General features: G+C 71.1%; 20 protein-coding genes and 1 pseudogene. 13 read left to right on the top strand and 8 right to left on the bottom strand.

Translation table 11 applies throughout. The annotated features are described in order from the left end of the window. Positions 1–144: 144 nt before the first annotated feature. Complete coding sequence (locus ACFV2J_RS01035; RefSeq protein WP_385089223.1) at positions 145–912, bottom strand: hypothetical protein; 768 nt, start codon at positions 910–912, stop codon at positions 145–147. Positions 913–1,463: 551 nt separating this feature from the next. Between ACFV2J_RS01035 and ACFV2J_RS01030 the strand changes: the two genes are divergently transcribed. The 5 genes from ACFV2J_RS01030 to ACFV2J_RS01010 all read left to right on the top strand — a co-directional run bounded on the left by ACFV2J_RS01030 (position 1,464) and on the right by ACFV2J_RS01010 (position 4,641). After that, a complete protein-coding gene (locus ACFV2J_RS01030; protein ID WP_385436843.1) occupies positions 1,464–1,730 on the top strand; it encodes a hypothetical protein in 267 nt (88 codons plus the stop codon). A 210-nt stretch (positions 1,731–1,940) separates the two neighbouring features. Next, positions 1,941–2,432, top strand: coding sequence for a hypothetical protein (locus tag ACFV2J_RS01025; RefSeq protein WP_385098035.1), 492 nt, complete (start codon positions 1,941–1,943; stop codon positions 2,430–2,432). Positions 2,433–2,473: 41 nt separating this feature from the next. Continuing rightward, the gene (locus tag ACFV2J_RS01020; protein WP_385098033.1) at positions 2,474–2,875 is read left to right on the top strand and encodes a hypothetical protein; all 402 of its coding nucleotides are present in this window, start codon (positions 2,474–2,476) and stop codon (positions 2,873–2,875) included. Positions 2,876–2,895: 20 nt separating this feature from the next. After that, positions 2,896–3,363: an HIT family protein gene (locus ACFV2J_RS01015; RefSeq protein ID WP_385098031.1), complete on the top strand. Its 468-nt coding sequence runs from the start codon at positions 2,896–2,898 to the stop codon at positions 3,361–3,363. 243 nt (positions 3,364–3,606) lie between these two features. Then, entirely contained in the window at positions 3,607–4,641 is a 1,035-nt protein-coding gene (locus ACFV2J_RS01010) for an NlpC/P60 family protein (RefSeq protein ID WP_385436840.1), read from the top strand. 154 nt (positions 4,642–4,795) lie between these two features. Here the strand turns inward: ACFV2J_RS01010 and ACFV2J_RS01005 are convergent, their stop codons facing one another. Both ACFV2J_RS01005 and ACFV2J_RS01000 read right to left on the bottom strand, forming a co-directional pair. Then, a complete protein-coding gene (locus tag ACFV2J_RS01005) occupies positions 4,796–5,248 on the bottom strand; it encodes a hypothetical protein (protein ID WP_385436838.1) in 453 nt (150 codons plus the stop codon). A gap of 180 nt (positions 5,249–5,428) precedes the next feature. Then, a complete protein-coding gene (locus ACFV2J_RS01000) occupies positions 5,429–5,950 on the bottom strand; it encodes an ATP-binding protein (protein WP_385097522.1) in 522 nt (173 codons plus the stop codon). Positions 5,951–6,095: 145 nt separating this feature from the next. Between ACFV2J_RS01000 and ACFV2J_RS00995 the strand changes: the two genes are divergently transcribed. Further along, a complete protein-coding gene (locus ACFV2J_RS00995) occupies positions 6,096–6,917 on the top strand; it encodes an SDR family NAD(P)-dependent oxidoreductase (RefSeq protein WP_385097525.1) in 822 nt (273 codons plus the stop codon). 330 nt (positions 6,918–7,247) lie between these two features. Then, the gene (locus tag ACFV2J_RS00990) at positions 7,248–8,621 is read left to right on the top strand and encodes an FAD-dependent oxidoreductase (protein ID WP_385088360.1); all 1,374 of its coding nucleotides are present in this window, start codon (positions 7,248–7,250) and stop codon (positions 8,619–8,621) included. 146 nt (positions 8,622–8,767) lie between these two features. Here ACFV2J_RS00990 and ACFV2J_RS00985 read toward each other — a convergent pair whose 3' ends face one another. Beyond that, on the bottom strand, positions 8,768–10,171 hold the full coding sequence (locus ACFV2J_RS00985) for a hypothetical protein (protein ID WP_385088358.1): 1,404 nt from the start codon (positions 10,169–10,171) through the stop codon (positions 8,768–8,770). A gap of 420 nt (positions 10,172–10,591) precedes the next feature. On the opposite strand from ACFV2J_RS00985, the gene ACFV2J_RS00980 reads away from it, so the two are divergent. Further along, positions 10,592–11,116 (top strand): hypothetical protein, encoded by a 525-nt coding sequence (locus ACFV2J_RS00980; RefSeq protein WP_385088356.1) that lies wholly within the window; start codon positions 10,592–10,594, stop codon positions 11,114–11,116. Positions 11,117–11,237: 121 nt separating this feature from the next. On the opposite strand, the gene ACFV2J_RS00975 is transcribed toward ACFV2J_RS00980, so the two are convergent. The 3 genes from ACFV2J_RS00975 to ACFV2J_RS00965 all read right to left on the bottom strand — a co-directional run bounded on the left by ACFV2J_RS00975 (position 11,238) and on the right by ACFV2J_RS00965 (position 15,404). After that, positions 11,238–12,635: an FAD-binding oxidoreductase gene (locus ACFV2J_RS00975; protein WP_385088354.1), complete on the bottom strand. Its 1,398-nt coding sequence runs from the start codon at positions 12,633–12,635 to the stop codon at positions 11,238–11,240. A gap of 113 nt (positions 12,636–12,748) precedes the next feature. After that, the gene (gene glgX, locus ACFV2J_RS00970; protein ID WP_385088352.1) at positions 12,749–14,884 is read right to left on the bottom strand and encodes a glycogen debranching protein GlgX; all 2,136 of its coding nucleotides are present in this window, start codon (positions 14,882–14,884) and stop codon (positions 12,749–12,751) included. Positions 14,885–14,888: 4 nt separating this feature from the next. Then, complete coding sequence (locus tag ACFV2J_RS00965) at positions 14,889–15,404, bottom strand: pep a2 (RefSeq protein WP_385088350.1); 516 nt, start codon at positions 15,402–15,404, stop codon at positions 14,889–14,891. Positions 15,405–15,730: 326 nt separating this feature from the next. Here ACFV2J_RS00965 and ACFV2J_RS00960 point away from each other — a divergent pair, with 326 nt between their 5' ends. The 5 genes from ACFV2J_RS00960 (at position 15,731) to glgB (ending at position 23,563) form a co-directional block, all read left to right on the top strand. Further along, the gene (locus ACFV2J_RS00960; protein ID WP_385088348.1) at positions 15,731–16,099 is read left to right on the top strand and encodes a DUF5133 domain-containing protein; all 369 of its coding nucleotides are present in this window, start codon (positions 15,731–15,733) and stop codon (positions 16,097–16,099) included. A gap of 62 nt (positions 16,100–16,161) precedes the next feature. Continuing rightward, positions 16,162–18,180 (top strand): alpha-1,4-glucan--maltose-1-phosphate maltosyltransferase, encoded by a 2,019-nt coding sequence (locus tag ACFV2J_RS00955; RefSeq protein WP_385436833.1) that lies wholly within the window; start codon positions 16,162–16,164, stop codon positions 18,178–18,180. Continuing rightward, positions 18,177–19,898, top strand: coding sequence for a maltose alpha-D-glucosyltransferase (treS, locus tag ACFV2J_RS00950; RefSeq protein ID WP_385436831.1), 1,722 nt, complete (start codon positions 18,177–18,179; stop codon positions 19,896–19,898). Before ACFV2J_RS00955 ends, treS begins: the two co-directional genes overlap by 4 nt. A 46-nt stretch (positions 19,899–19,944) precedes the next feature. Continuing rightward, entirely contained in the window at positions 19,945–21,318 is a 1,374-nt protein-coding gene (locus tag ACFV2J_RS00945; protein WP_385088342.1) for a phosphotransferase, read from the top strand. Between the two features lie 88 nt (positions 21,319–21,406). After that, a complete protein-coding gene (glgB, locus tag ACFV2J_RS00940) occupies positions 21,407–23,563 on the top strand; it encodes a 1,4-alpha-glucan branching enzyme (protein ID WP_385437021.1) in 2,157 nt (718 codons plus the stop codon). Between the two features lie 87 nt (positions 23,564–23,650). On the opposite strand, the pseudogene ACFV2J_RS00935 reads toward glgB, so the two are convergent. Next, positions 23,651–23,911 (bottom strand): annotated as a pseudogene (locus ACFV2J_RS00935) (M1 family aminopeptidase); the annotation flags it as partial. Between the last annotated feature and the right edge of the window lie 80 nt (positions 23,912–23,991).

The following is a 23,991-nucleotide window of genomic DNA, read 5'->3' as shown; positions in this document are numbered from 1 at the left end:
TAGGGGGGTGGGGCGGCTTCGGGGAACGCCACCGGGTCAGGGCCACGGGGAGCGGTACCGCGGATCTCGTCACGGCCGCACCGGTACGGCGTCGCCGTCCGGCCCCCGGCCGAGGACGGCTGACAACGACAACCGGCGCGCTGATCACCCTCCCAGCCTGCCCTGGAAGGGCCCGGCCAGCGAGCCAGCACTCCGTCGGCGGGCACCTCCGACCCGGTGCGCTGCCGGGGACCCCGGGGGCTGCCCGGCACCTGAGGTCCGCTCGGGCACCGGCCGGACGGGCCCCGCCTCATACGCCGGGCGGCACCGGGACGTCGGGACGGCCGGAGAGGAAAAGCGCGTGACCGGGACGGGGAGACGGAGCCGGTCGCCGTCGGCCCCCAGCGGCAGGTGTTCCCCGAAGGCGTCGACTGCGTGGGCACCACCGTGGGGCCAGTGCCGGTCGACGGGTACAGCGGGCTCCTCCTCACCGGTGAGGACGTCACCCGCCCGCCACACGACGACGACCGGTCCGCGGCTCCGACGCGACACCTCGTAGGCGTGGAGGTCCGGGTGTCCGTCGACGTCGACGCGTCGGACGCCCGAGGCGTCATGGAGGTACGAGGCGACGAGCGCGAAGCTGTCGGCCGGGGGGCGGCGCAGCGTGATGTCGGTGCCGTCGTAGTCCATCAAGGCCAGCTTGCCGAAGAGGAACCCCATCATGTTGAGGCGGTCGCGGTAGCCCGGAATCTCCGGAGCAAGGTTCCAGCACGCCATCCGTGTGACGCCCGAGGCAAGTGCGAGGACGGTGCGGGTGACGATCTGCCGGCAGTTGATGCGGTCGCGTCCGGCGGCCGGCCCGGCGGGGCTGTCCTCCATGGACATCTGTAGTTCCGGGGGGAGTTCGGGCATCTTCGCGTAGAGCGCGCGCATGGTCCGTCGGTCCGGGCTCTCCGGCGCCCGCACCGTCGGCGGCCGGTGCGGGGGTGGTGAACGCCGCCACCATCTCCTGTTGGAAGACGGCTTGGGCCCGGGGGAACTCGAAGAGCGTCGGCCCGTTGTACTCCCCTGCCATCACCGGCTGTTCGTAACCGTGCCGCCGCATCATGTCCCGTACGGACGCGACCTGGTCCGGGATGTCGTGCGGGTCCCCGTAGAGGTGCACGGAGAACAGGTCGAAGTCGTCTCGGCCGAACTCCACGACATGGTCGAAGAAGCGCCGGGCCTCGCTGTCTGCCGGGCTGGAGAGCACGTCGTAACCGCACCCGCCGAGTACCACCCCCGCCGCCGGATCGCCGGCACGGACGGCGCGGGAGAAAACGGCGAGCTGCTCCACGTACTCCGGTGCCGTGCCCGCCCAGAGGAGGCCGGTGTTGCCGGGTTCGTTGTTGCACTGCCAGTAGTCGATCCGGCCGCGGCAGCGGGTCACGAGGTCCCGTACGAAACGTTCGTAGCGCGCCGTGTCGTGGGCCGGCAAGGAGGGGGTGACGGCCGCCCTCGGCAGCGCTCAGCAGGAGGCGGAGGAACTGGCCGTGCGCCGCCGGTACGGGCTCCCCTCCGCCGAGCAGCTCGACGCGGCGATCACGGCCGCCCGCGACCTGGCTGCCGAGGGCGGCCGTCACCCCCTCCTCGCCGCGTGGATGGCCTCGCCCTCAGGGGCGGGCCTGGACGAACAGTTCCGTCTCAGCCTGGACTTCCTCATCGAAGGCGTCGCCCGGCGCCTGAACGCCCCCGAGCCTGAAGGCAGTTAGGAGACGTACGGCACGGCTGCCCCGGTCCGCCGGCGGACCGGGCACGGCGCAGGGCAGCCGTCCGGATCCGGGGTGACGACAGCCCCCCGTCCACCGCGTTCCCGCAGCCCCGACGCGCACGACGACCCACGGCGGGCCGGTGCTGGAGGGGACTCGGCGGGGCATGGGACCTGCGATGCTGAGATCATGCCGAGAGTTCAACTGCAGCCCTTGACCACTGCGGTGGGGCAGGTCGTCGTATGTGAGGTCGAGGGACCGAACAGCGCCCCGCACACCCACGTGTACGTGGCCGTGGTCACCAAGCCGGAGCCCTGCTACGCGGGCGAGCGTCTTGCGATGATCCTCACGATCCATCATCCGGACGAGGCCCCTGCTTGGCTGCGCGAGGATCCGCCGCCGGGCGTGACCTGGCTGCGGAGTCCGCCGGACCCCACCGTCGCGAACGTCTACGCCCGCCCCTCCTTCCGGGTGCCAGGAGACCCGCAGGACAGGCCTGCCGTGCAGGTTGGCCGCCAACTCGTCGAGGAGGGACTGCTCGTACGGCATTCGACGTCCCGGTCCGTCCGGGGAAGCCAGTGGGCCGAGGCGGTCGGCGGGAAGATCCCTCCTGTCGAGGACGACGCCGTCGGCTCGGAGTTCGGCGCCTGGGCGGAACGCGAACTGGACAGGTTGGAGCGGCAGTCGTGGTGGCATGACCTTTAGGACGGGGATACCGTCGGCGCCATCGGGCAAGAGGAGAAGGAATGACCGGCGACAGACGCGACTGGCTGTTCTTCACCGGATGGCTCCTGACCGGCGCGGGCTACGTGTTCGCCCTGCTGGCCGTGCTGTCGATCGGGATCTTCATCCTGCCGCTCCCCCTGATCGCCACCGTAGTGCTGGCGACGCGACGCGGGGCCCTTCGAGGCCTGCCAGGGCTGCTGTCCAGTGCGAGCCTGCCGTTGTTCGTTCTGACCTACCTCAATCGAAACGGTCCCGGCACCCACTGCACCGCATCCGCCGGTGGCCAGAGCTGCACCGAGGGTCTGCTCAACCCGTGGATCCTTCTGCCTGTCGGACTGCTCGTCCTCGCCGCCGGAGTCGCGCTGTTCCTCGCGATGCGGCGCCGGCCGGTGATCAGCCGCGAGCCGAGTCACTCCCCCTGACCCCCGTCACCGGACACCTCGTGGACACTCCCGACTGCTACGCATGCGGCAAGGAAGCGGAGTTCGACGACCTCCCGCCGCGCGAGCGCGTGGCCCATGACCGACTCTGGCGGGTGGCCCACGCGATGGACACCTCGGTACCCGGCTGGCTGGTACTGCTGCCGCGCCGCCACGTCGCCGCGGTTCACGACCTCACCGACGCGGAGGCGTCCGCCCTGGGGGTGTGGCAGGTACGGCTCTCCCGGGCACTGCGCGGCGTGACGGGTTGCGTCAAGACCTACGTCGTCCAGTTCGCCGAAGCGGAGGGCTTCGCGCACGTGCACTTCCACATCGTGCCGCGCCTGGCAGATCTGCGACAGGAGCATCGTGGTCCGCGCATTTTCGAGCTGCTCGGGCGGCCGGAACGGGAGCGGGTGGCGACCGAACAAGCGGATCAAGTGGCCCACGCCCTGCGCGCCCACCTTCGTGAGCACCCACACGCACAGTGAAGCGAGTGGGGCCACCCGGCGAGTCGACGCCCGTAACCACCCGACAGCGCTCCGTGGCGGAACGGAACCCGTCGCCGTCGCCCAAGGACAGTCGTCACGAGGCCACTTGCTCCGATCACGACCGTGTCACTAGAGTTCGCATCCGAACCTTTGCTCGGGCGTTCACTCGTTGGGAGTGACGGCGGAGGAGCACCGCTTGTCGGCGTCTCGACAGGCGGCCGGAGGAAGAAGGAGCTCGCCTTCGTGGCGTCCCACCGTCGACCCAAGCAGCCCAGCCGCACTCGCGTGACCGTGCTCACCACCGTCGCCGCTGCCGCCGTGGCCCTCAGTGCCAACGCCGCCAACGCCGCGCCCAGCGAGAAGCCGAGCAAGGACGAGGTCAAGTCGAAGGTCGACGCCCTTTACCAGGAGGCGGAGCAGGCCACCGAGAAGCTCGACGGGGCCAAGGAGAAGCAGGACCAGCTGGAGAAGCAGATCAGCACCCTGCAGGACAACGTCGCCCGCGGTCAGGAAGACCTCAACGAGCTGCGTGACGCCCTCGGTTCGATGGCCAGCGCCCAGTACCGCACCGGCGGCATCGACCCCTCCGTGGCACTGTTCCTCTCCTCGAACCCGGACGACTACCTGGACAAGGCGTCCGCGATGGACCAGCTGAGCGGTCAGCAGGTCGAGGCGCTGAAGAAGGTCCAGGAGAAGCAGCGCGAGCTCGCCCAGCAGCGCCAGGAAGCGTCCGAGAAGCTCAAGGACCTCTCCGACACCCGCGCCGAGCTCAAGAAGAAGAAGCAAGAGGTCCAGGGCAAGCTCGCCTCCGCCCAGAAGCTGCTCAACACCCTGACGGCCAAGGAGAAGGCGGCTCTCGCCGCGCAGGACCGGGAGCGCGCCACCCGTGCCGGCGAGCGTGTCGATCTCGGCCACACCAAGGCTGCCTCCGGGCGCGCCGCCGCCGCGTTCGCCGCCGCGCAGAGCGTGATCGGCTCCCCGTACGACTACGGCCACGCCGGCCCCAGCACCTTCGACTGCTCGGGCCTCACCTCCTGGGCCTATGCCCAGGCCGATGTCTCCATCCCGCGCACCTCCGAGGCGCAGGCCAACGCGGGCACCCGCATCTACTCGCAGAGCGCCCTCCAGGTCGGCGACCTGGTCATCTTCTACGGGGACCAACACCACGTAGGGCTGTACGCGGGCGGCGGCCAGGTGCTGCACGCCCCCCACAGCGGCGCGCTCGTCCGCTACGAGTCGATCGGCAACATGCCTTTCCAGTTCGGCGTACGCATCTGACCTGTGCCCGCTCGCACGGACGCCACCTGGTGTTCGGGCCGCGCGCCGGTCGTGGAAACGACTGCTGGCCGGCAGCCGCCCCGCCGCCCACCGGGTGATGGGTGACTCTCGGGTCCGAACGCCGGCCGCTCCCCGGCCCACGAGATCCAGGCGCTCAGGTCTGGCATTGCCTCGTGGACGCGGGAGACCAATTGCTCCAGACGCCGCCGTCGGCCCGGGCGTGTACACGGATCTCCACCTTCACGGGGCCGCACACCCGGGTGGTGCTTCCCACTTCAGCGGGGCCGATGGCTTCGCCTGCCCGGACGTAGGCACGACCGCTGCCCAGTTTCACCCAGTGCCCACCATCGACGACCCGGAAGAACGCCTCGTAGGAGACGTTCAGCGCTCTCGTTCCGGTGTTGCGCGCCTTGATGTGCGCCGTGATCTCCCGGGTGATGACTCTGCCGACGGATCCGCGCTGCGCACTGATGCAGCCGTTGACGGCCACACGGCCGGTGGACACGCCCCCGCCGCAGGCGATCGCCGCGGCGTGAGCGTCGGCGGGGATCGCCGACATGGTGAGCGCGACCGCGCCCAGAACCGTCCCGATACGCCTCGACCGCAATGTCTCGTTCCCTCCGTCAGGCCCTTCTCCTTGAAGAGACCATGACTCGTCTCAGGCCACGGCGGGCGGATTCATCGCGCCTTTCACCCCAATGAGCAGAGGTCGCAATTGATATGACAGGTCGGTACCCGCCATGGCCTCTCACCTGGTCGGCCGGGGTACCGGGGCGATCCCCGCGGCTCACGGCATGCCGTGGAGCACCAGCGTGAACCACACCTTCTTGCCCGTGCTTCCCGGGTCGGGCGGTGCGATGCCCCAGTCGTCGGTCAGCGCGGCCACGATGGCCAGACCGCGTCCCGACTCCGCGGCCGGATCCGTCGTCCGGGGTCTCGGCACGACGCAGGAGCGGTCGGCGACCGTCACGCGCAGTTCGTGCCCGGTGCGTTCGAGGGTGACGGTGATCGTGTCGGCGGGGTCCGAACTGCCGTGTCCCACCGCGTTGGCGAAGAGTTCCCCGGTGGCGAGGACAGCGTTGTCGAGCGGCTCGGGCGGCAGGCGGAGATGGGTGAGACACTCGGCGACCATCGTCCGTACCCCGGCCGCGCGCGAGGCCTGGGCGGGGACCGTGGCGTGCAGAAGACTGGGCGGGACCACGGGGACCACCGCCGGATCGCCGGGCCGCACCCCGCTCGTGGGCGGACGGCCGGACGGCAGGGAGGCGTCGTACGGCGGTTCGCGGCGCGGGGCCCTGGAGCCCGTCATCGATCCTCCTCCGTGCGCAGCTCGGGTGGGGGACGTGCGCGGTGGCTGCTCCAGCAGCCAACAGGTCACAGGCACCTTCCGGCCAGGGGGTATCGGGGTTGTCCGGTTGCGGGCCCGTAGTGGTGCGGGAGGTATGTTCGAGCGCGTGAGGAACGTGAGCGGGGTCCGGACGTCGGCGCGCGCAGCCGAGCGCACGGGGTGGTCCGGGGTGGGCGGCAAGCGCGTCCTGGTCACCGGTGGCACGCGAGGCCTCGGTGAGCAGATCGTGCGGCTCCTGGCCGCCGAGGGTGCCCGGGTGGCGACCTGTGCGCGCACCGCCGAGGACCTGGACACACTGGCGCGGTCACTGGACTCACCGTTGTACACCCGGGCGCTCGACATCACCGAGCCGGAGCACCTGGAGAGCTTCGTCGCGGCCGTGGCGAAACGTTTCGGCGGGCTCGACGGCGTGGTGGCGTGCACGGGAGGCTCCCGGGGTGGCCGGTTCGAGGCGACGGACGCCGGGGACTGGGCGGCGACCTGGGAGGTGAACGTCGGCCATGCGGCGCGCCTGATCCGGGCCGCGGTGCCACCGCTGCGCGCGGCGGGCGGCGGATCGGTCGTGGTGGTCTCCTCGATCTCCGGCTGGAAGCCGGGTCCGCCGGTCCAGTACGGGGTCGCGAAGTCCGCCCAGATCCACCTGGCCGCTTCACTCGCCCGCGAGCTCGGGCCGGACGGGATCCGGGTGAACGCCGTCTCGCCCGGCTCGATGCTCGTGCCGGGCAGGCGTTGGGACCGGATGCGCCGGGAGGACCCCGAGGCGTACGCCGGGTTCGTGTCGGCCGAGCTGCCGACCGGAAGGCCGGTCGCGCCGCAGGAGGTCGCCCGGGTGGTGGCGTTCCTGCTGTCGGACTGGTCGAGCGGGATCTCGGGCGCCCACCTGCCCGTCGACCGTGCCCAGAACTCGCCCTCCCCGGACGGTTACTGAGCCGGCGGACGGCATCGAGCCGTCGACCGGTCCGGGGAGCCGCACACCGGTGAAGGGTGCGTCTGCCCGGCCGTTGCTCGTCGAGCACCCCGATGACCCGACGACGCAGGGGAGTTGGGCGCGACGTTCACTGTCCGGCGGCCGGCCTCGCGAAGTCGCGTGAGCCCGGCTCGACTTCGACGCCGCGCGCGGGGAAGCGGACCGTGCGCCCGATACCGCCGATCCCGTGCGGCCACCTCCCCCTCCCCGCGCGCGGACGACTCCCCGACACCACCGCCAAGATCACCGAACGGTAGGCTCGTCGCGCAACACGACGCGAAGGGGAGCTCAGTGGCGCGGGTTGCGGTGATCGGTGGAGGTATCAGCGGGCTGGGGACAGCGCTCATGCTCGGCCGGCGGGGCCACGCGGTCACGTTGTTCGAGCAGGACGCGAGACAGGCCGGACAGGACCTGGACCGGGACTTCTTCCACTGGGACCGGCCCCGATGTCCGCAGGCCGTCCAGCCCCACTCGTTGCTCGCGCCCGTACGCACCGTCCTGCGCGCCGAGACCCCGGACGTCTACGCGGACCTGCTGGCACGCGGAGCCCGGGAGTACCACGAGTTCGACTGGTTCGGTGAGCATCCGCCGCATCGGGCCGGGGACGAGGACCTGGTGACCCTGCGCAGCCGCCGCATCGTGCTGGAGGCCGCCCTGACCGCGGCCGTGCGGCGGGAACGCACCGTCGTCGTACGACGGGGCTGCCGGGTGCGCGGCCTCGCCATGAGGGAGGGCCGGCCCGCCCGGGTCACCGGCGTGCGGGTGGGAGCCGAGACGCATCGGGCGGACCTCGTCGTCGACGCGTCCGGTCGTCGCTCGCCGGTGCCGGACTGGCTCGTCGCGGCCGGTTGCCGCCCGCCGGTGGTCGACAGCCATCGCACCGGGATCGCTTATCTGTGCCGCTGGTACCGCCTGCGGGCCGAGGGCCCGCGTGACCCCGGGCGGGTGAAGACCGGCTCGGCGGCACCGTTCGCGCTCGCCGGTGTCTTCCCTTCCGACAACGACACCTTCGCGGTGAGCCTGGTGCTCTCCACCGCTGATCCGACCCGCGGCGCACTCACCGACCCCGCCGTGTTCGAGGCCGTCGCCCGCCGCTTCCCCGCCACCGCGGCCTGGCTCGGCCTGGCCCCCGAACCGCAGTCGGCCGTCCTGCCGATGGCCGGTCTGGACAACCGCTGGACCGGCCTCGCCGACGGTGCGGGACCCGTCGTCACCGGCCTGGTCAACACCGGGGACAGCCTCATCCACACCAACCCCACCTTCGGTCATGGCGTGGCCCTCGGCCTGCGCGCCGCCCAGTACCTCGCCACCCATGCCGACCAGGTCGCCGCGGACCCCCGCGGGTACCACGCCTGGACACAGCAGGCCCTCCGCCCGTGGTTCGACGCGCAGGTGACGGCCGACCGGGCAGACGAGCAACGCCTCGCCGAGAGCTCACCGCTCTCGGATCGGCGGGCCGCCGCCCGGGCCGCCTGCGCCTTCGACGATCCCGTGGTCATGAGAGCCCGGGCCCAGGTACGCCATCTTTTGCGGCCGGCCCAGGACGCCTACGGCACCGACGAAGTGGACCGGCACGTCACCGCGTGGCTGGCCGCCCACCCCGGCTTCTCGCCGAAGCACGACGGCCCGACCCGTGATCAGTGGGACGCGCTCATCCCAGGCTGAGCCGCCCGCCCGGCATCTCGTCCCCGGGGCTCAGGTGCCGGCGGACGCGCTCCGGCGGGTTCCTCGCTCTCCGGTGTTCTCCGACGTTCGCCGGCGGGCGGGGCCCACAGGACCGAAGTCACCTCACCGGTCGCACTGTTCCCCGGTCACGCCACCGCCCCCAGTACGCCCCGGGATCTACGCTCGAAGTCCTGCACCACCGGTTCGTGGCGACGGGGCTCCAGGCGTCTGCGGAAGTCGCGCAGCGCCTGGATGGAGCGTTCGCTGTGCACGCTGCTGAGTGTGTCGAGCGCTTCGGTGGCGGTGCCGACCGCCTCGTCGAGCCGGTCCTGCTGAAGGTGGGCGGTCGCCAGGACGGACCGGCTGATGGCCTGACGTCTTCGCCGGTCGGCGTTGGCGCCCAGTGACTCACTCGCCGTACGCTCCGCCTGCGCGGCGAGGCCGAGGTCCCGGAAGCAGAGGGCGGCTTCGGCCTGCAGGTAGTGGTGGTCGAGATAGCGCACCCACACGGACTCCTGGGCGGCTCCCCGGCTCGCGTCCAGCTGCTGTTCCGCCAGCCGCAGCGCCTCGGAGGTCTCGCCCGAGTGCCCCTGGGCCGCGTGGCCGCGCGCCGACATGGCGTAGAGCCGCATCAGTCCGAGCGGGCTGCCCGACCCCTTCGCGGTGGCGACACCGGCCCGGGCCAGCGCCACCCCCTCGTCGGGACGGCCGAGGCTGGTCGCCAGATGGGAAAGTCCGGCCAGTATCTGGCCGCCCAGGACCCGGTCGCGGCCCTCGGCGCACAGGCGCAGCCCCTGGGTCATGTAGCGCTGTGCCAGCCCGTACTCCCCCGCGTCGTACGAACTCCAGCCGGCCATGGCGGCCAGGCGCGCGGCGGCTGCGTACAACTGGCGTTGCAGGGGCGGTGGTGTGCCGCGGCGCTGGAGCATGGGCACGACCTCGGTGGAGAGGTAGTGCACGATGCTGGTGCGTACCCCGCCGCCGCCGTAGTGGTTGTCCATCCGGTCGAACATGGAGATCATCGCGTGCACCTGCTCGACCGGGCCGCCGCTCGCCGCCGGCGTGGGCCGAAGGCCGTCCCGCTGTTCCGACAGCCACAGCAGCCAGTCGCGCTGGGGGCTCGTCAGCGCGGAGGCGACGAAGGGCACCGTGCCGAGGAGGCTGCGCCGCGAGATGTCGGTGGATCCCAGCTCGGCCAGGGTGTGCAGGGTCTCCGCCACATCCTCGCCGTAGAGGAGCGCCCGGCCGGCGACGGGCCGTCGCTGCTCGGAGTGGAAGCCCAGTTCCGTGGGCGACAGGGGACGGCCGCACCGTTCGGACAGGACGGCGGCGATCAGCCCCGGTGTCGTGCCCCGCGGTTGCTGGCCCTGTAACCAGCGGGTGACCGACGCCTTGTCGTAGTTGGAGTCGATGCCCTGGCGGCGGCCGAGTTCGTTGACCCGCAGGGCGAGGGAGGCGTAGGAACAGCCCGCGTCCTTCAGGGCGGCCGCCAGCGCCGCGTTGGCCCCGGCGGGGCCCTTGGCCGCGCCCCTCGGTCGTCCGTCGGTCACGGTGGCGCTCCAGGTCTCGCATCACGGTCGCCTGCGGTGACCCGGCCCATCTGCCGGAAGGCCAATTGCCTTACAACTGAACGCAGTTGAGCAGTCATCACGGCCTCCTGCGCGGCAGGTCACTCGATCACTATGGTCTCCGCCCGGCTCGGCACGCAACCGACGTTCTGATGTATTCCTCGCGTCGGCCCGCGCGACCGGCGTGGTCCGTCTCCGCGCCCTCCCGTGCCGTCCGGTCGCGGGCCTCCGGGTACGCCGCCGCGGCGCCGGGGTCCGCCGGGGCAGGCCGCACCACTACGCCCGCACAACCGGACAGCCCGCGCGTGCACTCCCGCCGTGCGGGCGGTCCGGCGACACTGGGGGAATCGGTCCTCCTGGAGGGAGCGGCATGCGCACCGGCCCTTGTCCCGAGGTGCGGGGATGACCCTCCACCAGGCTTCGCACCAGGCCCTTCGCCGAACCCTCCGCCAGGCCCTCGCGCAGTGCCGGACCCTGGTTGTCGAAGGTCCCGACGGCATCGGCCGAGGCGCGCTGATCGCCGAACTGGCCCGTCAGGGATTCCTCGTCCGGCGTGCGCGTGGACCGCTGCACCATGTGGACCCCACTCAGCCGTACCGCGAACTCCTGGCCGCGCCGGGCCGGTTGGCCGTCGACGGCAGTCTCGTCCATGAGCTGGTCTACGGTCCGCTGCGCCGTGGACGCTCCCGGGTGACCTGGATCCAGGCACTCGATTTCGCCGAGGCGGTGGCGGAACGCGACGGTGTCCTCCTCCATGTGACGGGCGAGACGGACGACGCCGAGGCCGTGGAGGGATACGCACGCGCTCTGCGCACCCTCGGCCAGCACGTCCCCGTCCTCACCCTCGACGCCCGGGGCGCCGGCCTCACGCTCCGCGATCCCGTCCGCACACTCTCCGGTAACCAAGCACGCCCACAGGAGAGTTGACGGTCGGCCGGCGGATGGTGGTGCGACGAACGACGGGAGGCACCGTGGGGCGGAGAACCACTCCGCCCCGGTCAGGAGGGAACGGCCCGCGGAAGGAGGGCACGGCTCGCGAGCCGTCCCGTCAGGCGCCCTGCACCGGCTGGATGTTCTGGTTGACGTGGAAGAGGTTGGCCGGGTCGTAGGCGGCCTTGGTCCGGGCGAGGCGGGGGTGGTTCCCGCGATAGCCGGCCCGTACCCTTTCCGGCCCTTCGTCCATCATCATGTTCACGTAGGCCCCGCCCGCGGAGTACGGGTGCAGCGCGTCCGAGTACTCGATGCTCCAGCTCTTCACGAGTTCCGCGTTGGCCGGGTCGGAGTCGACGCCCGCGAAGACGGAGGCCCAGCCCGTGTCGCGGTAGCCCCAGGCGGTGTCCGTCGGCGCGAGGTCGTGGACGGCGCCGTCGATCGGGTACAGGTGCATCCCCGATTTCCAGGTCGGCGGCTCGGCACCGAACCTGGCGTGCAGTGCGACGGCCTCGTCGGGGATCTCGTCGACGAAGTCCGCGCGCCAGTACCACTGGTCCCCGGGGGGATAGACCCCGTCGAAGGCCGACTGCAGTGCGGGGTGCGGCATCGGCGCAGGTGCGTGCAGCAGGGGCGCGGGCAGCGCGGAGAGCAACGGCGCCATCTCCGTCGCCGCGAGCTCCGGCTCGTCCCCGACGCGGCACCACATGACGCCGCAGACACCGCGCAGACGGAGCTCCTCGGGGAACGGCGGGGCGGGCGGGACGGATCCGAACATGAAGAAGCCGTTCAGTTCACGGGGCGCGTGCGGGATGAAGTCGCGGTAGGCGGCCAGGACGTCGGCGCCGAGTTCGGCGGGCCAGAAGGTGGGTCCCGCGACGACCGTGCTCACCTCGTGCAGCCGGAAGAGGAACGAGGTGACGACTCCGAAGTTGCCTCCGCCCCCGCGGATCGCCCAGTACAGATCGGGGTTCTCGGTGGCGCTCGCCCGCACCCGGTCACCGCTCGCCAGGACGAGGTCGGCCTCCAGGAGGTTGTCGACGGTCAGTCCGTGGGCGCGGGTGAGGTGTCCGAGGCCGCCGCCCAGCGCGAGGCCGCCGACTCCTGTCGTGGAGACGATGCCCGCGGGTGTGGCCAGGCCGTGCTCGTGGGTGGCGCGGTCGACCTCGCCCCATACACAGCCGCCGCCGACGCGTGCGGTGCGGGCTTTCGGGTCGACCTCGACGCCCTTCAGCGGTGCGAGGTCGAGCACCACGCCGTCGTCGCAGACTCCCAGGCCCGCGCCGTGATGGCCCCCGCCGCGCACGGCGAGGGGTAGCCCGTGGTCGCGGGCGAAACCGACGACGGAGGCGACGGCCTCGGGGTCGGCGCATCGCGCCACCAGGGCGGGCCGCCGGTCGATCATCGCGTTGTAGACGGTGCGCGCCCGGTCGTAGCCGGGGTCGTCGGGTCCGGTCAGCCGACCTTCGAATCCGGTCAGCTCCTGTCGCGCTGCCTGTGCCGGCGTGATGGACATGCGCATCCCCCGGGTTCGGGGCCGGTTGCGGGGACCCCGGTGGCCCGGGGCCCTCGCTCCAGTCTCCCTCCGATGGGCGCACCGCGCCCGTTCTGCTCCGGCCCACCCGCGGCTCAGCCGACGCCGGGGGCCCCGTCCGCGGTCCGTGGGGCCCTGGACAACAGCAGCAGGCTGCGGGCTTCGAGCCGGACGTCGGTGTCGGCCTTGCGCTCCCGTTCGTCGGGGACGACCGCCGGATCGGCGGTGTCGATCCGGGCCGTCCACCGCTCGCCGTACCCGGTGCCCGGAAGGCGGAAGACGACCGGCTCCCAGTAGCTGTTCAGGAGCAGCAGGAAGGAGTCGTCGACCACCGGGCCGCCGTACGGGTCGGGCTCGGCGATCGCGTCGCCGTTGAGGAACACGGCCAGGGCGTGTGCGTCGGCGCGCCGCCAGTCCGCGTCCGTCATCTCGCTCGCGTCGGGTCGCAGCCACACCAGGTCGGGCAGCGGCTGGCCCTCGTGGGTGGCCGTGTCACCGAGGAAGAACCGGCGGCGGCGCAGCACGGGGTGGTCGGCGCGCAGCGCGACGGCGCGCCGGGTGAACTCGATGAGGTCGCGCTGCTCGTCGTCCAGCCGCCAGTCGATCCAGGAGAGTTCGTTGTCCTGGCAGTAGGCGTTGTTGTTGCCGCGCTGGGTGCGGCCCAGTTCGTCGCCGTGCGCGAGCATCGGGATGCCCTGGGAGAGCAGCAGGGTGGCGAGCAGGTTGCGCTGCTGGCGGGCGCGCAGTTCGAGGATTCCCTCGTCGTCGGTGGGGCCCTCGGCACCGCAGTTCCAGGAACGGTTGACGCTCTCGCCGTCCCGGTTGCCCTCGCCGTTGGCCTCGTTGTGCTTGTCGTCGTACGAGACGAGGTCGCGCAGGGTGAATCCGTCGTGCGCGGTGACGAAGTTGATTCCCGCACGCGGCCGGCGCCGGTCGTGCTGGTAGAGGTCGGCGGAACCGGTCAGGCGGGAGGCGAACTCACCGAGCGTGTGCTCGCCTGAGCGCCAGAAGTCCCGCACCGCGTCACGGTACTTGCCGTTCCATTCGGACCACAGGGGCGGGAAGTTGCCGACCTGGTAGCCGCCGTCGCCGAGGTCCCAGGGCTCGGCGATCAGTTTCACGCGGCCGACCACCGGATCCTGCTGGATCAGGTCGAAGAACGCCGAGAGGCGGTCCACGTCGTGGAACTGCCGCGCGAGCGTGGCCGCGAGATCGAAGCGGAAACCGTCGACGTGCATCTCCGTCACCCAGTACCGCAGCGAGTCCATGATCAGCTGTAGTACGTTCGGGTGCCGCGTCAGCAGGCTGTTCCCGGTACCGGTGGTGTCGTAGTAGTGCGCCGCGTCCCCCTCCACCAAACGGTAGTAGGAGGCGTTGTCGATGCCGCGGAAGGAGAGCGTGGGGCCGTTCTCGTTGCCCTCGGCGGTGTGGTTGTAGACGACGTCGAGGATCACTTCCAGGCCCGCCGCGTGCAGCGCCTTGACCATCGACTTGAACTCGGTGACCTGCTCTCCGCGGGTGCCGTGCGCCGCGTAGGCGTGGTGCGGGGCGAAGAAGCCGATCGTGTTGTAGCCCCAGTAGTTGGACAGGCCCCTGTCCCGCAGGAAGCCGTCCTGGGTGAACTGGTGCACCGGCATCAGCTCGACGGCGGTCACCCCGAGCGAGGTCAGATGACCGACGACCGCCGGATGGGCCAGGCCCGCGTAGGTACCGCGCAGTTCGGCGGGGACGTCCGGGTGGGTGCGGGTCAGACCGCGCACATGGGCCTCGTAGATCACCGTCTCGGCGTACGGCCGCAGCGGTGGGCGGTCCTCACCCCAGTCGAAGGCCGGGTCGGTCACCACACCGAGCATGGTGTGCCCGGCGCTGTCCGCGGGATCGGGCCCGTCGGCCGCCCGCTCGTAGAGCGAGGCGTCGTTGTCGATCTGCCCGTCGACCGCCGTCGCGTACGGGTCGAGGAGCAGCTTCGCCGGATTGCAGCGGTGCCCGGCCGCCGGGTCCCACGGTCCGTGGACCCGGTAGCCGTAGCGCCGGCCCGGCCCGACGTCGGGCAGTCGGCAGTGCCACACGTATCCGTCGACCTCGGTCATCGTGACGGTGCGCGAGGCACCGTCGTCATCCACGAGGACGAGGTCGACCCGTTCGGCGGCTTCGGTGAACAGGGCGAAGTTGGTGCCTTCGCCGTCGTATGACGCCCCCAGCGGGTACGGGCGTCCGGTCCAGGTGCGCACGTGATCACCGTACGGTGATCACGGTCCCGGTGTCCTCCCGTGGCGCCGCGAAGGCGGGCACGGGCAACGACAGCGCCCGGGGCATCCGGCACGCCTCCCGCAGGCTCGGCACGGGGCCGACCGGCACCAGTGGGGCGCGTTCGGCGGAACGGGCCCGCCAGGAGAACCAGATGATCTTGCCGCCGGCGCCCGTCGCACAGCAGCCCCAGTTGTCACTCAGGGCGGCGATTCGTGCGAGACAGCCCTGGGGTGCGTTGTGCGGGCGGATGTCCTGGTCGTTGTCGGAGACGGCGGTGATGAGGTGCTTGCCGTTCCACCACATCTCGACGGTGGTGTTCTTGTCGGCCGAGTGCTGGGCGATGGTGTCCAGCAGCGCCTCGGCGCAGTGACAGACGGACTCGACGAGGAACTCGAGGTTCCAGTACCGGAGATGGGCGGCCAGAATGCGTCTGACCTGTCCCACTCGGTCCGGGCTGACCTCGACGTCGAGGTGGTAGTAGCAGGGAACTGCAGGTTTCATCTTCGTTGGCTCCTCACCGGCGAAGCTCCCGCTCCCTCTCGCCCTTTGCGGACGAGCCCCGAACACGAAGCGTGAATGTTGGTCGCTCCTGAGTAAGTCCAAGAATGCGAGTGCTACTCCGTTCGTGCAACACGAGAGCACTCCTGACGACTCGGGTGACGACCCCCGTCGTAGTTGAAGAGCCAACAAGACGCTTCGTGGTGACACAGGCACCATGGGTGAGGGCGCCGGCCTCAGTGACAGGCCGGTGCCCCTCTGTACACGCCCGCCCCGCACCAGCCGGGCGGGCCCGTGCGCAGTCCTGGAGCGGAAAGGTGACCAGCGCCATGCTGCTGCCTGCCAAAGCCGAGGTCGCCAGGCACCTGGAGCAATACCGGGCCTGGGAACGTCTGCTGCTCGTGGCCCCCATGGACCACGCGGTGCGGGGAAACTTCGAGAACTCGGGGTACACCCTGTGCGTGCTGATGGGTAAGCGCTGCGCGCGGGAGGCCGTGGACGCCGCCGAGCACTATCTGCGCGGCGGTGCGCGGGCTTCGGGCGCCTCGTCGGCGTCGCCCGCCCCCTCGGCGGCGTCGGCGTCGGCCACCACGCCCGTGGCGGGTGCGCGCGTCCGGCGAACTCCCGGCGCGGTCACGGCCTTCCGGCCGGCGGAGCGGGCCGTACGGCCGGGGGGTGCCCCCGAGACGGGACAGTGACCGGGACCCTCCCGGACAGCTCTGAACGGCAGGCGCGATCGAGAACGGCGGAGGCGATGGACATGGACGCACACCCGGCCGACGGACGTGACCCGGCCGACCCCACTCCGGTCGACCGGATCCCGGTCGTCGACGTCCACCCGGTGGTCGAGTGCGGACGTCGCCCCGCCAAGGCGGTCCGCGGGGAGAGCTTCCAGGTCACCGCGACCGTCTTCGGTGAGGGCCATGACGTGGTCGGCGCCAATGTCGTGCTGCGCGACCCGACGGGGCTGGCCGGTCCCTGGACCCCGATGCGCGAGCTCGTCCCCGGCTCCGACCGCTGGGGTGCCGAGGTCACGCCCGATTCCGTGGGCCACTGGACGTATCTGGTGGAGTCCTGGAGCGACCCGGTGGCCGCCTGGTGGCTGGCCGCCGGCATCAAGGTCCCGGCCGGCATCGACACGGGGCTGATCCTGGAGGAGGGCGCGGCACTGTACGAACGCGCCGCGACCGGCGTACCGGACCCGGCCGGGCGGTCAGCGGTGCGGGCGGCGGCCGAAGGCCTGCGCGACACGTCACTGCCGCCGGCCGCCCGTCTGGCGGCCGCGACGGCCCCGGAAGTGACCTCCGTCCTGTCCGCGCACCCGTTGCGCGAACGGGTCTCCCGCTCGCTGCCGTTGCCCCTGCTCGTGGAACGCGAACGGGCGCTCTTCGGCTCCTGGTACGAGTTCTTCCCGCGTTCGGAGAGCGGGCAGTCGGACCCGTCCGCCCACGGCACGTTCCGCACCGCCGCCGAACGCCTGCCCGCCATCGCGGAGATGGGCTTCGACGTCGTCTACCTGCCGCCGGTCCACCCCATCGGCACGACCTTCCGCAAGGGCCCCAACAACAGTCTGTCGGCGAGCCGTCAGGACGTCGGTGTGCCGTGGGCGATCGGCTCCCCGGAGGGCGGGCACGACGCGATCCACCCGGCTCTGGGCACCATCGAGGACTTCGACGCGTTCGTACGCCGGGCGGCGGACCTGCGACTCGAGGTCGCCCTCGACTTCGCCCTCCAGTGCTCCCCCGACCACCCGTGGGTGGAGAAGCACCCGGAGTGGTTCCACCACCGCGCCGACGGGACGATCGCCTACGCGGAGAACCCGCCGAAGAAGTACCAGGACATCTACCCGATCGCCTTCGACGAGGACATGCCGGGTCTGATCGCCGAGTGTGTCCGGCTGCTGCGCTTCTGGATGGACCACGGTGTCCGGATCTTCCGGGTGGACAACCCGCACACCAAGCCGGTGGTCTTCTGGGAGCGGGTCATCGCCGAGATCAACCGCAGGGATCCCGACGTGATCTTCCTGGCCGAGGCGTTCACCCGGCCCGCGATCATGGAGAGGCTGGCGACGGTCGGCTTCCAGCAGTCGTACACGTACTTCACCTGGCGCAACACCAAGCACGAGCTGACCGACTACCTCACCGAGCTGTCGGGCGAGAGCGCCGCCTTCATGCGGCCCAACCTCTTCGTCAACACCCCGGACATCCTGCCCGGCTACCTCCAGCGCGGCGGACGGCCCGCCTTCGAGGCACGGGCCGTACTCGCCGCCACCCTGTCGCCCGCGTGGGGCGTCTACGCCGGATACGAACTGTGCGAGAACACCGCGGCCGGCCCGGACAGCGAGGAGTACCTCGACTCGGAGAAGTACCAACTGCGTCCACGGGACTGGGAGTCGGCCGCGCGCGAGGGCAGGACGATCGCCCCGCTGATCACGAAACTGAACCGGATCCGGAGGCGCCACGACGCCCTGCGCGCGCTGCGCAACCTTCATTTCCACCAGACTGACAACGATGCCCTCATCGCATACGGCAAGCGCACGGGCTCGGACGCGGTCGTGGTGGTGGTCAACCTCGACCCCCACCACACCCAGGAGGCCACGGTCTCGTTGGACATGCCGCGACTCGGCCTGGACTGGCACGAGCGCGTGCCGGTGCATGACGAGCTCACCGGCGAGACGTACTACTGGGGCAGGACCAACTTCGTGCGACTGGAGCCGGGCAGTGCGCATGTGCTCGCGGTCGGACCGGCACCACAGAACGGAGGGTCACCCACCATATGATCGTCAACGAGCCCGTACCGGACACCTTCGAGGACACTCCGGCCAAGGACCGCGACCCCGAATGGTTCAAACGCGCCGTCTTCTACGAGGTCCTGGTCCGCTCCTTCCAGGACAGCAACGGCGACGGCGTCGGTGACCTCAAGGGCCTCACCGCGAAACTCGACTACCTGCAATGGCTCGGCATCGACTGCCTCTGGCTGCCCCCGTTCTTCAAGTCCCCCCTGCGGGACGGCGGCTACGACGTCTCCGACTACACCGCCGTGCTGCCCGAGTTCGGCGACCTCGCCGACTTCGTCGAGTTCGTCGACGCCGCCCACCAGCGCGGCATGCGCATCGTCATCGACTTCGTCATGAACCACACCAGCGACCAGCACCCGTGGTTCCAGGAGTCCCGCGCCAACCCCGAAGGACCCTACGGCGACTACTACGTCTGGGCCGACGACGACAAGCAGTACCAGGACGCCCGGATCATCTTCGTCGACACCGAGGCCTCCAACTGGACCTTCGACCCGGTCCGCAAGCAGTACTACTGGCACCGCTTCTTCTCCCACCAGCCCGACCTCAACTACGAGAACCCCGCCGTCCAGGAGGAGATCGTCGCGGCCCTCCGCTTCTGGCTGGACCTCGGCATCGACGGGTTCCGCCTCGACGCCGTGCCCTACCTCTACCAAGTGGAGGGAACCAACTGCGAGAACCTCCCCGCCACCCACACCTTCCTGAAGCGGGTGCGCAAGGAGATCGACACGCACTACCCGGACACGGTGCTTTTGGCCGAGGCGAACCAGTGGCCCGAGGACGTCGTCGACTACTTCGGCGACTTCCCCTCCGGCGGCGACGAGTGCCACATGGCCTTCCACTTCCCCGTCATGCCCCGCATCTTCATGGCCGTCCGCCGCGAGTCCCGCTACCCCGTATCGGAGATCCTCGCCAAGACCCCCGCCATCCCCAACAACTGCCAGTGGGGCATCTTCCTGCGCAACCACGACGAGCTCACCCTCGAAATGGTCACCGACGAAGAACGCGACTACATGTACGCGGAATACGCCAAGGACCCGCGCATGCGCGCCAACATCGGCATCCGCCGCCGGCTCGCCCCCCTGCTCGACAACGACCGCAACCAGATCGAACTCTTCACCGCCCTGCTCCTGTCCCTCCCGGGCAGCCCGATCCTCTACTACGGCGACGAGATCGGCATGGGCGACAACATCTGGCTCGGCGACCGCGACGCCGTCCGCACCCCCATGCAGTGGACCCCCGACCGCAACGCCGGATTCTCCTCCAGCGACCCCGGCCGCCTCTTCCTCCCCACGATCATGGACCCCGTCTACGGCTACCAGGTCACCAACGTCGAAGCCTCCATGTCCTCACCCTCGTCACTGCTGCACTGGACCCGCCGCATGATCGAGATCCGCAAACAGAACAAGGCCTTCGGCCTCGGCACCTACACCGAACTCCCCTCCTCCAACCCCGCCGTCCTCGCCTTCCTGCGGGAGTACAAAGACGACCTGGTGCTGTGCGTGCACAACTTCTCCCGCTTCGCCCAGCCCACCGAACTCGACCTGGGGACCTTCGAAGGCCGCCACCCCGTCGAGCTCATCGGCGGCGTCCGCTTCCCCGCCATCGGTGAACTCCCCTACCTGCTCACCCTCGCAGGCCACGGCTTCTACTGGTTCCGGCTCCGCCGCGCGGTCGCCCCGGGCGCCGTCACGCGGTCCTGACCGATCGCCCGGCAAACATCGCCTGCCTCTGAAAGGACGTGTCGCCATGCCGAAGACCGCGTTGCACCGTCCGGGCCGCCACGCCCCCGCCGCGCTGCTCACCTCACTGGGTGATCTGCTGCGGGAGTGGCTGCCGCGGCAACGCTGGTTCGCGGGCAAGGGACGCCCCGTCACCGGCCTGAGCGTGGCGTCGTCCACCGAGCTGTACCCGGGCTGCCTGCATCTCCTGGTACACACCGAACACCTGGGCCGGACCGGTCACGGCGGATCCGGCACTCCCCCGGCCGACGACTGCTACCAGCTCCTCCTCGGCGCGCGGAAGGTCCTGCCGCCCCGGCTCGCCCACGCCTTCATCGGCCGTGCGAGCGCGGGACCGCTGGCCGACCTGAGTGTGTACGACGCGCTTCACGACCCACGGGCGACGGGGCTGCTCCTGGAGCGGCTGCGTACTCCCGGGACAGCGGGACCGCTGCTCTTCGAGCGCGACGCGCGGGTGACGGTCCCGGCCGGCCTCGCTCCCCGGCTGCTCGACGCGGAGCAGTCGAACTCCTCGCTCGTGTACGGGGACTCCTTCATCCTGAAGTTCTTCCGCCGCGTCCAGCCGGGCATCAACCCGGACCTGGAGCTGCCGTGGGCGCTGGCCAGGCAGGGTTGCACCCGCGTACCCGCCCCCGCGGCGTGGTTCGGCACCTCGCACCCGCGGGAGGCGACGCTGGGGGTGCTCCAGCCGTTCCTGCCGGGCGCCGCCGACGGGTGGACCCTGGCACTGCAGTCACTCGCCTCGGAAAGGGAGTTCACCGAGGAGGCGTACGAACTGGGACGAGCCACCGCCGAGGTGCATCTGGCCCTGGCGACGGCCTTCCCCGTCGAGGCGCCGAGTCCGCTCCAGCACGGCCGGCTCGCCGCCGCGATGAGCGAACGCCTCGACGCCACGGCCCGCGCGGTACCCCAACTCGACCCCTATGTCGCGGGGTTGCGCTCCGCCTTCGACGCCCTCGCGTCGCTCGACGCGGCGGCCCGGCCCCTGCAGCGGATTCACGGCGACCTCCACCTCGGCCAGGTGCTGAGGGCCGGGCGCCAGTGGTCCGTCATCGACTTCGAGGGCGAGCCCGCCCGCCCGGTCCCCGAGCGACGGCGACTGCAGTCACCCGTCCGCGATGTCGCGGGCATGCTGCGCTCCTTCGACTACGCCGCGCGGTCCCGGCGCCCCTGGCGCCCGGAGTGGGCACACCGCTGCCGGGAGGCGTACGGCGCCGGCTACGCGGCCGCGGCCGCCTGGGATCCGCACGAGGAGCCCGCGCTGCTGCGCGCGTACGAGACGGACCGGGCCGTTTACGAAGTGCTGTACGAGGCCCGGCACCGGCCCGACTGGCTGCCTGTTCCGATGGCGGCGGTCGCCCGACTCGCCGAAGGTCTCTGAGGACCAGCCCTGTTCCGTGTTCGCTCTCGAGGAGGATGAAGCCGTGGCCGTTTCCACCACCGCTGTCGGCGCGGGGCCTGCGGCCCCGATGGACGGGGCGGACCGCGCGCGCCTGCTGTCCGGCGCCCACCACGACCCGCACGCCCTGCTCGGTGCTCATGAGGTGCCGGGTGGCGTCGTGTTCCGGGCGCTGCGTCCGTACGCCGAGTCCGTGGCCGTGGTGGTCGACGGGCGGCGTACCGCGCTGACGGACGTCGGCGACGGCCTCTTCGCCGCCGTGCTGCCCCTCGACACGATTCCCGAGTACCTGCTGTCGGTGACGTACGCGGGACGCCGGTCGGAGGTGCAGGACCCCTACCGGTTCCTGCCCGCGCTGGGCGAGACCGACCTGCATCTGATCGGCGAGGGCCGTCACGAGGAACTCTGGCGCGCGTTGGGCGCTCACCTCATGACCCACCAGGGTGTGACCGGCACCCGGTTCACGGTGTGGGCGCCGAACGCCCGGGGGGTCAGGGTCTGCGGACCGTTCTCGCACTGGGACGGCACGGCGTATCCGATGCGGTCGCTCGGCTCCACCGGAGTCTGGGAGCTGTTCGTGCCCGGCATCGGGGAGGGCGAGCTCTACAAGTTCGAGATCACCCGCCCCGACGGCTCCCGCACCCTGCGCGCCGACCCGATGGCCCGCCGCACCGAGGTCCCGCCGCGCACCTCGTCGATCGTCCACACCTCGCACCACACCTGGCACGACGAGGAGTGGATGGCGGAGCGGGGCAGGCGTCCCGCCCATGAGGCGCCGTTCTCCGTGTACGAGGTGCACCTGGCGTCCTGGCGACCGGGCCTGACGTACCGTCAGCTCGCCCAGCAGCTCCCCGCCTACGTCGCCGACCTCGGCTTCACCCACGTCGAACTCATGCCCGTCGCCGAACACCCCTTCGGCGGCTCCTGGGGATACCAGGTCACCGGCTTCTACGCCCCCACCGCCCGCCTCGGCACCCCCGACGACTTCAAACACCTCGTCGACGCCCTCCACCAGGCCGGCATCGGCGTCCTCATGGACTGGGTCCCCGCCCATTTCCCCCGCGACGAATGGGCCCTCGCCGCATTCGACGGACGCCCCCTCTACGAACACGCCGACCCCCAACGCGCCGCCCACCCCGACTGGGGCACCCTCGAATTCGACTTCGGACGCCGCGAGGTCCGCAACTTCCTCGTCGCCAACGCCGTCTACTGGTGCCAGGAATTCCACATCGACGGACTCCGCGTCGACGCCGTCGCCTCCATGCTCTACCTCGACTACTCCCGCGAACCCGGCCAGTGGACACCCAACGAACACGGCGGCCGCGAAGACCTCGACGCCGTCGCCTTCCTCCAGGAGATGAACGCCACCGTCTACCGCCGCAACCCCGGCGTCGTCACCATCGCCGAGGAATCCACCGCCTGGGACGGCGTCACCCGGGCGACCTCGGACGGGGGGCTGGGGTTCGGGCTGAAGTGGAACATGGGGTGGATGCACGACTCGCTGGAGTACCTCCAGCACGAGCCGGTCCACCGCAAGTACCACCACCACGAGATGACGTTCTCCATGGTCTACGCCTACAGCGAGAACTACGTCCTGCCCATCTCCCACGACGAGGTCGTCCACGGCAAGCAGTCACTCGTCTCCAAGGCACCGGGCGACTGGTGGCAGCAACGCGCCACCACCCGCGCCTACCTCGGCTTCATGTGGGCCCACCCCGGCAAACAACTCCTCTTCATGGGACAGGAGTTCGCCCAGGGCGCCGAATGGTCCGAAGCCCAGGGGCCCGACTGGTGGCTCCTCGACCCCGGGTACGGGGCCGAGGCCGACCACCGGGGCGTCCGTGACCTCGTCCGCGACCTCAACACCGTGTATCGCCGGGAACCCGCCCTCTGGCAGCGCGACACGGACCCGGCCGGCTTCGCCTGGATCACCGGTGACGCCGCCGACGACAACGTCTTCGCGTTCCTGCGCCACGACGCCGCCGGCAGCCCCCTCCTCGCCGTCAGCAACTTCTCCCCCGTCGTCCGGCACGCCTACCGTCTCGGCGTCCCCGACTCCGTCCCCGGCTGGCAGGAGACCCTGAACACCGACAGCGCCCGGTACGGAGGAAGCGACGTCGCCAACCCCGGCGTCGTCAAGGCCGAATCCCGCGCCGCGCACGGCCGGTCGGCGAGCATCCGGCTGACGCTCCCCCCGCTCAGCACCCTCTGGCTCCGCCCTGCCTGACCCCGGCCGCACCCCCGCCCGCACGAAGGGCTCGGCGTCCGGCGCCAGAGGCGACGGGAGCCCCGAGAGGGCGGGGGAAAGCGGGGTTCAGGAAGAGGACGGCTTGCCCGCCGTACCGATCCAGGTGTGGAACAGCGGGTGGAGGTTCTTGCCGGACAACCGCTCGGAGAGCCGGACGAACTCGGCGGTGGTGCCGTGGCCGCCCCGGTGCTCGGTGGCCCAGGTGCGCAGGATGCGCAGGAACGTCCTGTCGCCCACGGCCGTGCGCAGCTTCTGCAGGGCCATGGCTCCCCGCGAGTAGACGGGGGTCTCGAAGATGTGCGCGCCGCTGCCGGGGTCGGGGGGGGGGCCCGCCCACACACGGAGGGCCCCCGGCGGGTGTGAGGAGGGGGCTCGGGGGCACACGGCCCCCCCACCCCCCCCCGGGA

This window comes from Streptomyces sp. NPDC059668, assembly GCF_042734135.1.
Lineage (GTDB): Bacteria > Actinomycetota > Actinomycetes > Streptomycetales > Streptomycetaceae > Streptomyces.
The sequence above is the reverse complement of the archived record's forward strand: the minus strand, read 5'-3'. Positions and strand labels throughout refer to the sequence as shown.

Excerpts from the sequence above, each read along its gene's own strand:
- ACFV2J_RS00965 (WP_385088350.1), bottom strand. The coding sequence starts at position 15,404 with ATGAAACCTGCAGTTCCCTGCTACTACCACCTCGACGTCGAGGTCAGC.
- treS (WP_385436831.1), top strand. The coding sequence starts at position 18,177 with ATGATCGTCAACGAGCCCGTACCGGACACCTTCGAGGACACTCCGGCC.
- ACFV2J_RS00975 (WP_385088354.1), bottom strand. The coding sequence starts at position 12,635 with ATGTCCATCACGCCGGCACAGGCAGCGCGACAGGAGCTGACCGGATTC.
- ACFV2J_RS00945 (WP_385088342.1), top strand. The coding sequence starts at position 19,945 with ATGCCGAAGACCGCGTTGCACCGTCCGGGCCGCCACGCCCCCGCCGCG.
- ACFV2J_RS00960 (WP_385088348.1), top strand. The coding sequence starts at position 15,731 with ATGCTGCTGCCTGCCAAAGCCGAGGTCGCCAGGCACCTGGAGCAATAC.
- ACFV2J_RS01020 (WP_385098033.1), top strand. The coding sequence starts at position 2,474 with ATGACCGGCGACAGACGCGACTGGCTGTTCTTCACCGGATGGCTCCTG.
- glgB (WP_385437021.1), top strand. The coding sequence starts at position 21,407 with ATGGACGGGGCGGACCGCGCGCGCCTGCTGTCCGGCGCCCACCACGAC.
- ACFV2J_RS01000 (WP_385097522.1), bottom strand. The coding sequence starts at position 5,950 with ATGACGGGCTCCAGGGCCCCGCGCCGCGAACCGCCGTACGACGCCTCC.
- ACFV2J_RS00955 (WP_385436833.1), top strand. The coding sequence starts at position 16,162 with ATGGACGCACACCCGGCCGACGGACGTGACCCGGCCGACCCCACTCCG.
- ACFV2J_RS00980 (WP_385088356.1), top strand. The coding sequence starts at position 10,592 with ATGACCCTCCACCAGGCTTCGCACCAGGCCCTTCGCCGAACCCTCCGC.
- ACFV2J_RS01035 (WP_385089223.1), bottom strand. The coding sequence starts at position 912 with ATGCGCGCGCTCTACGCGAAGATGCCCGAACTCCCCCCGGAACTACAG.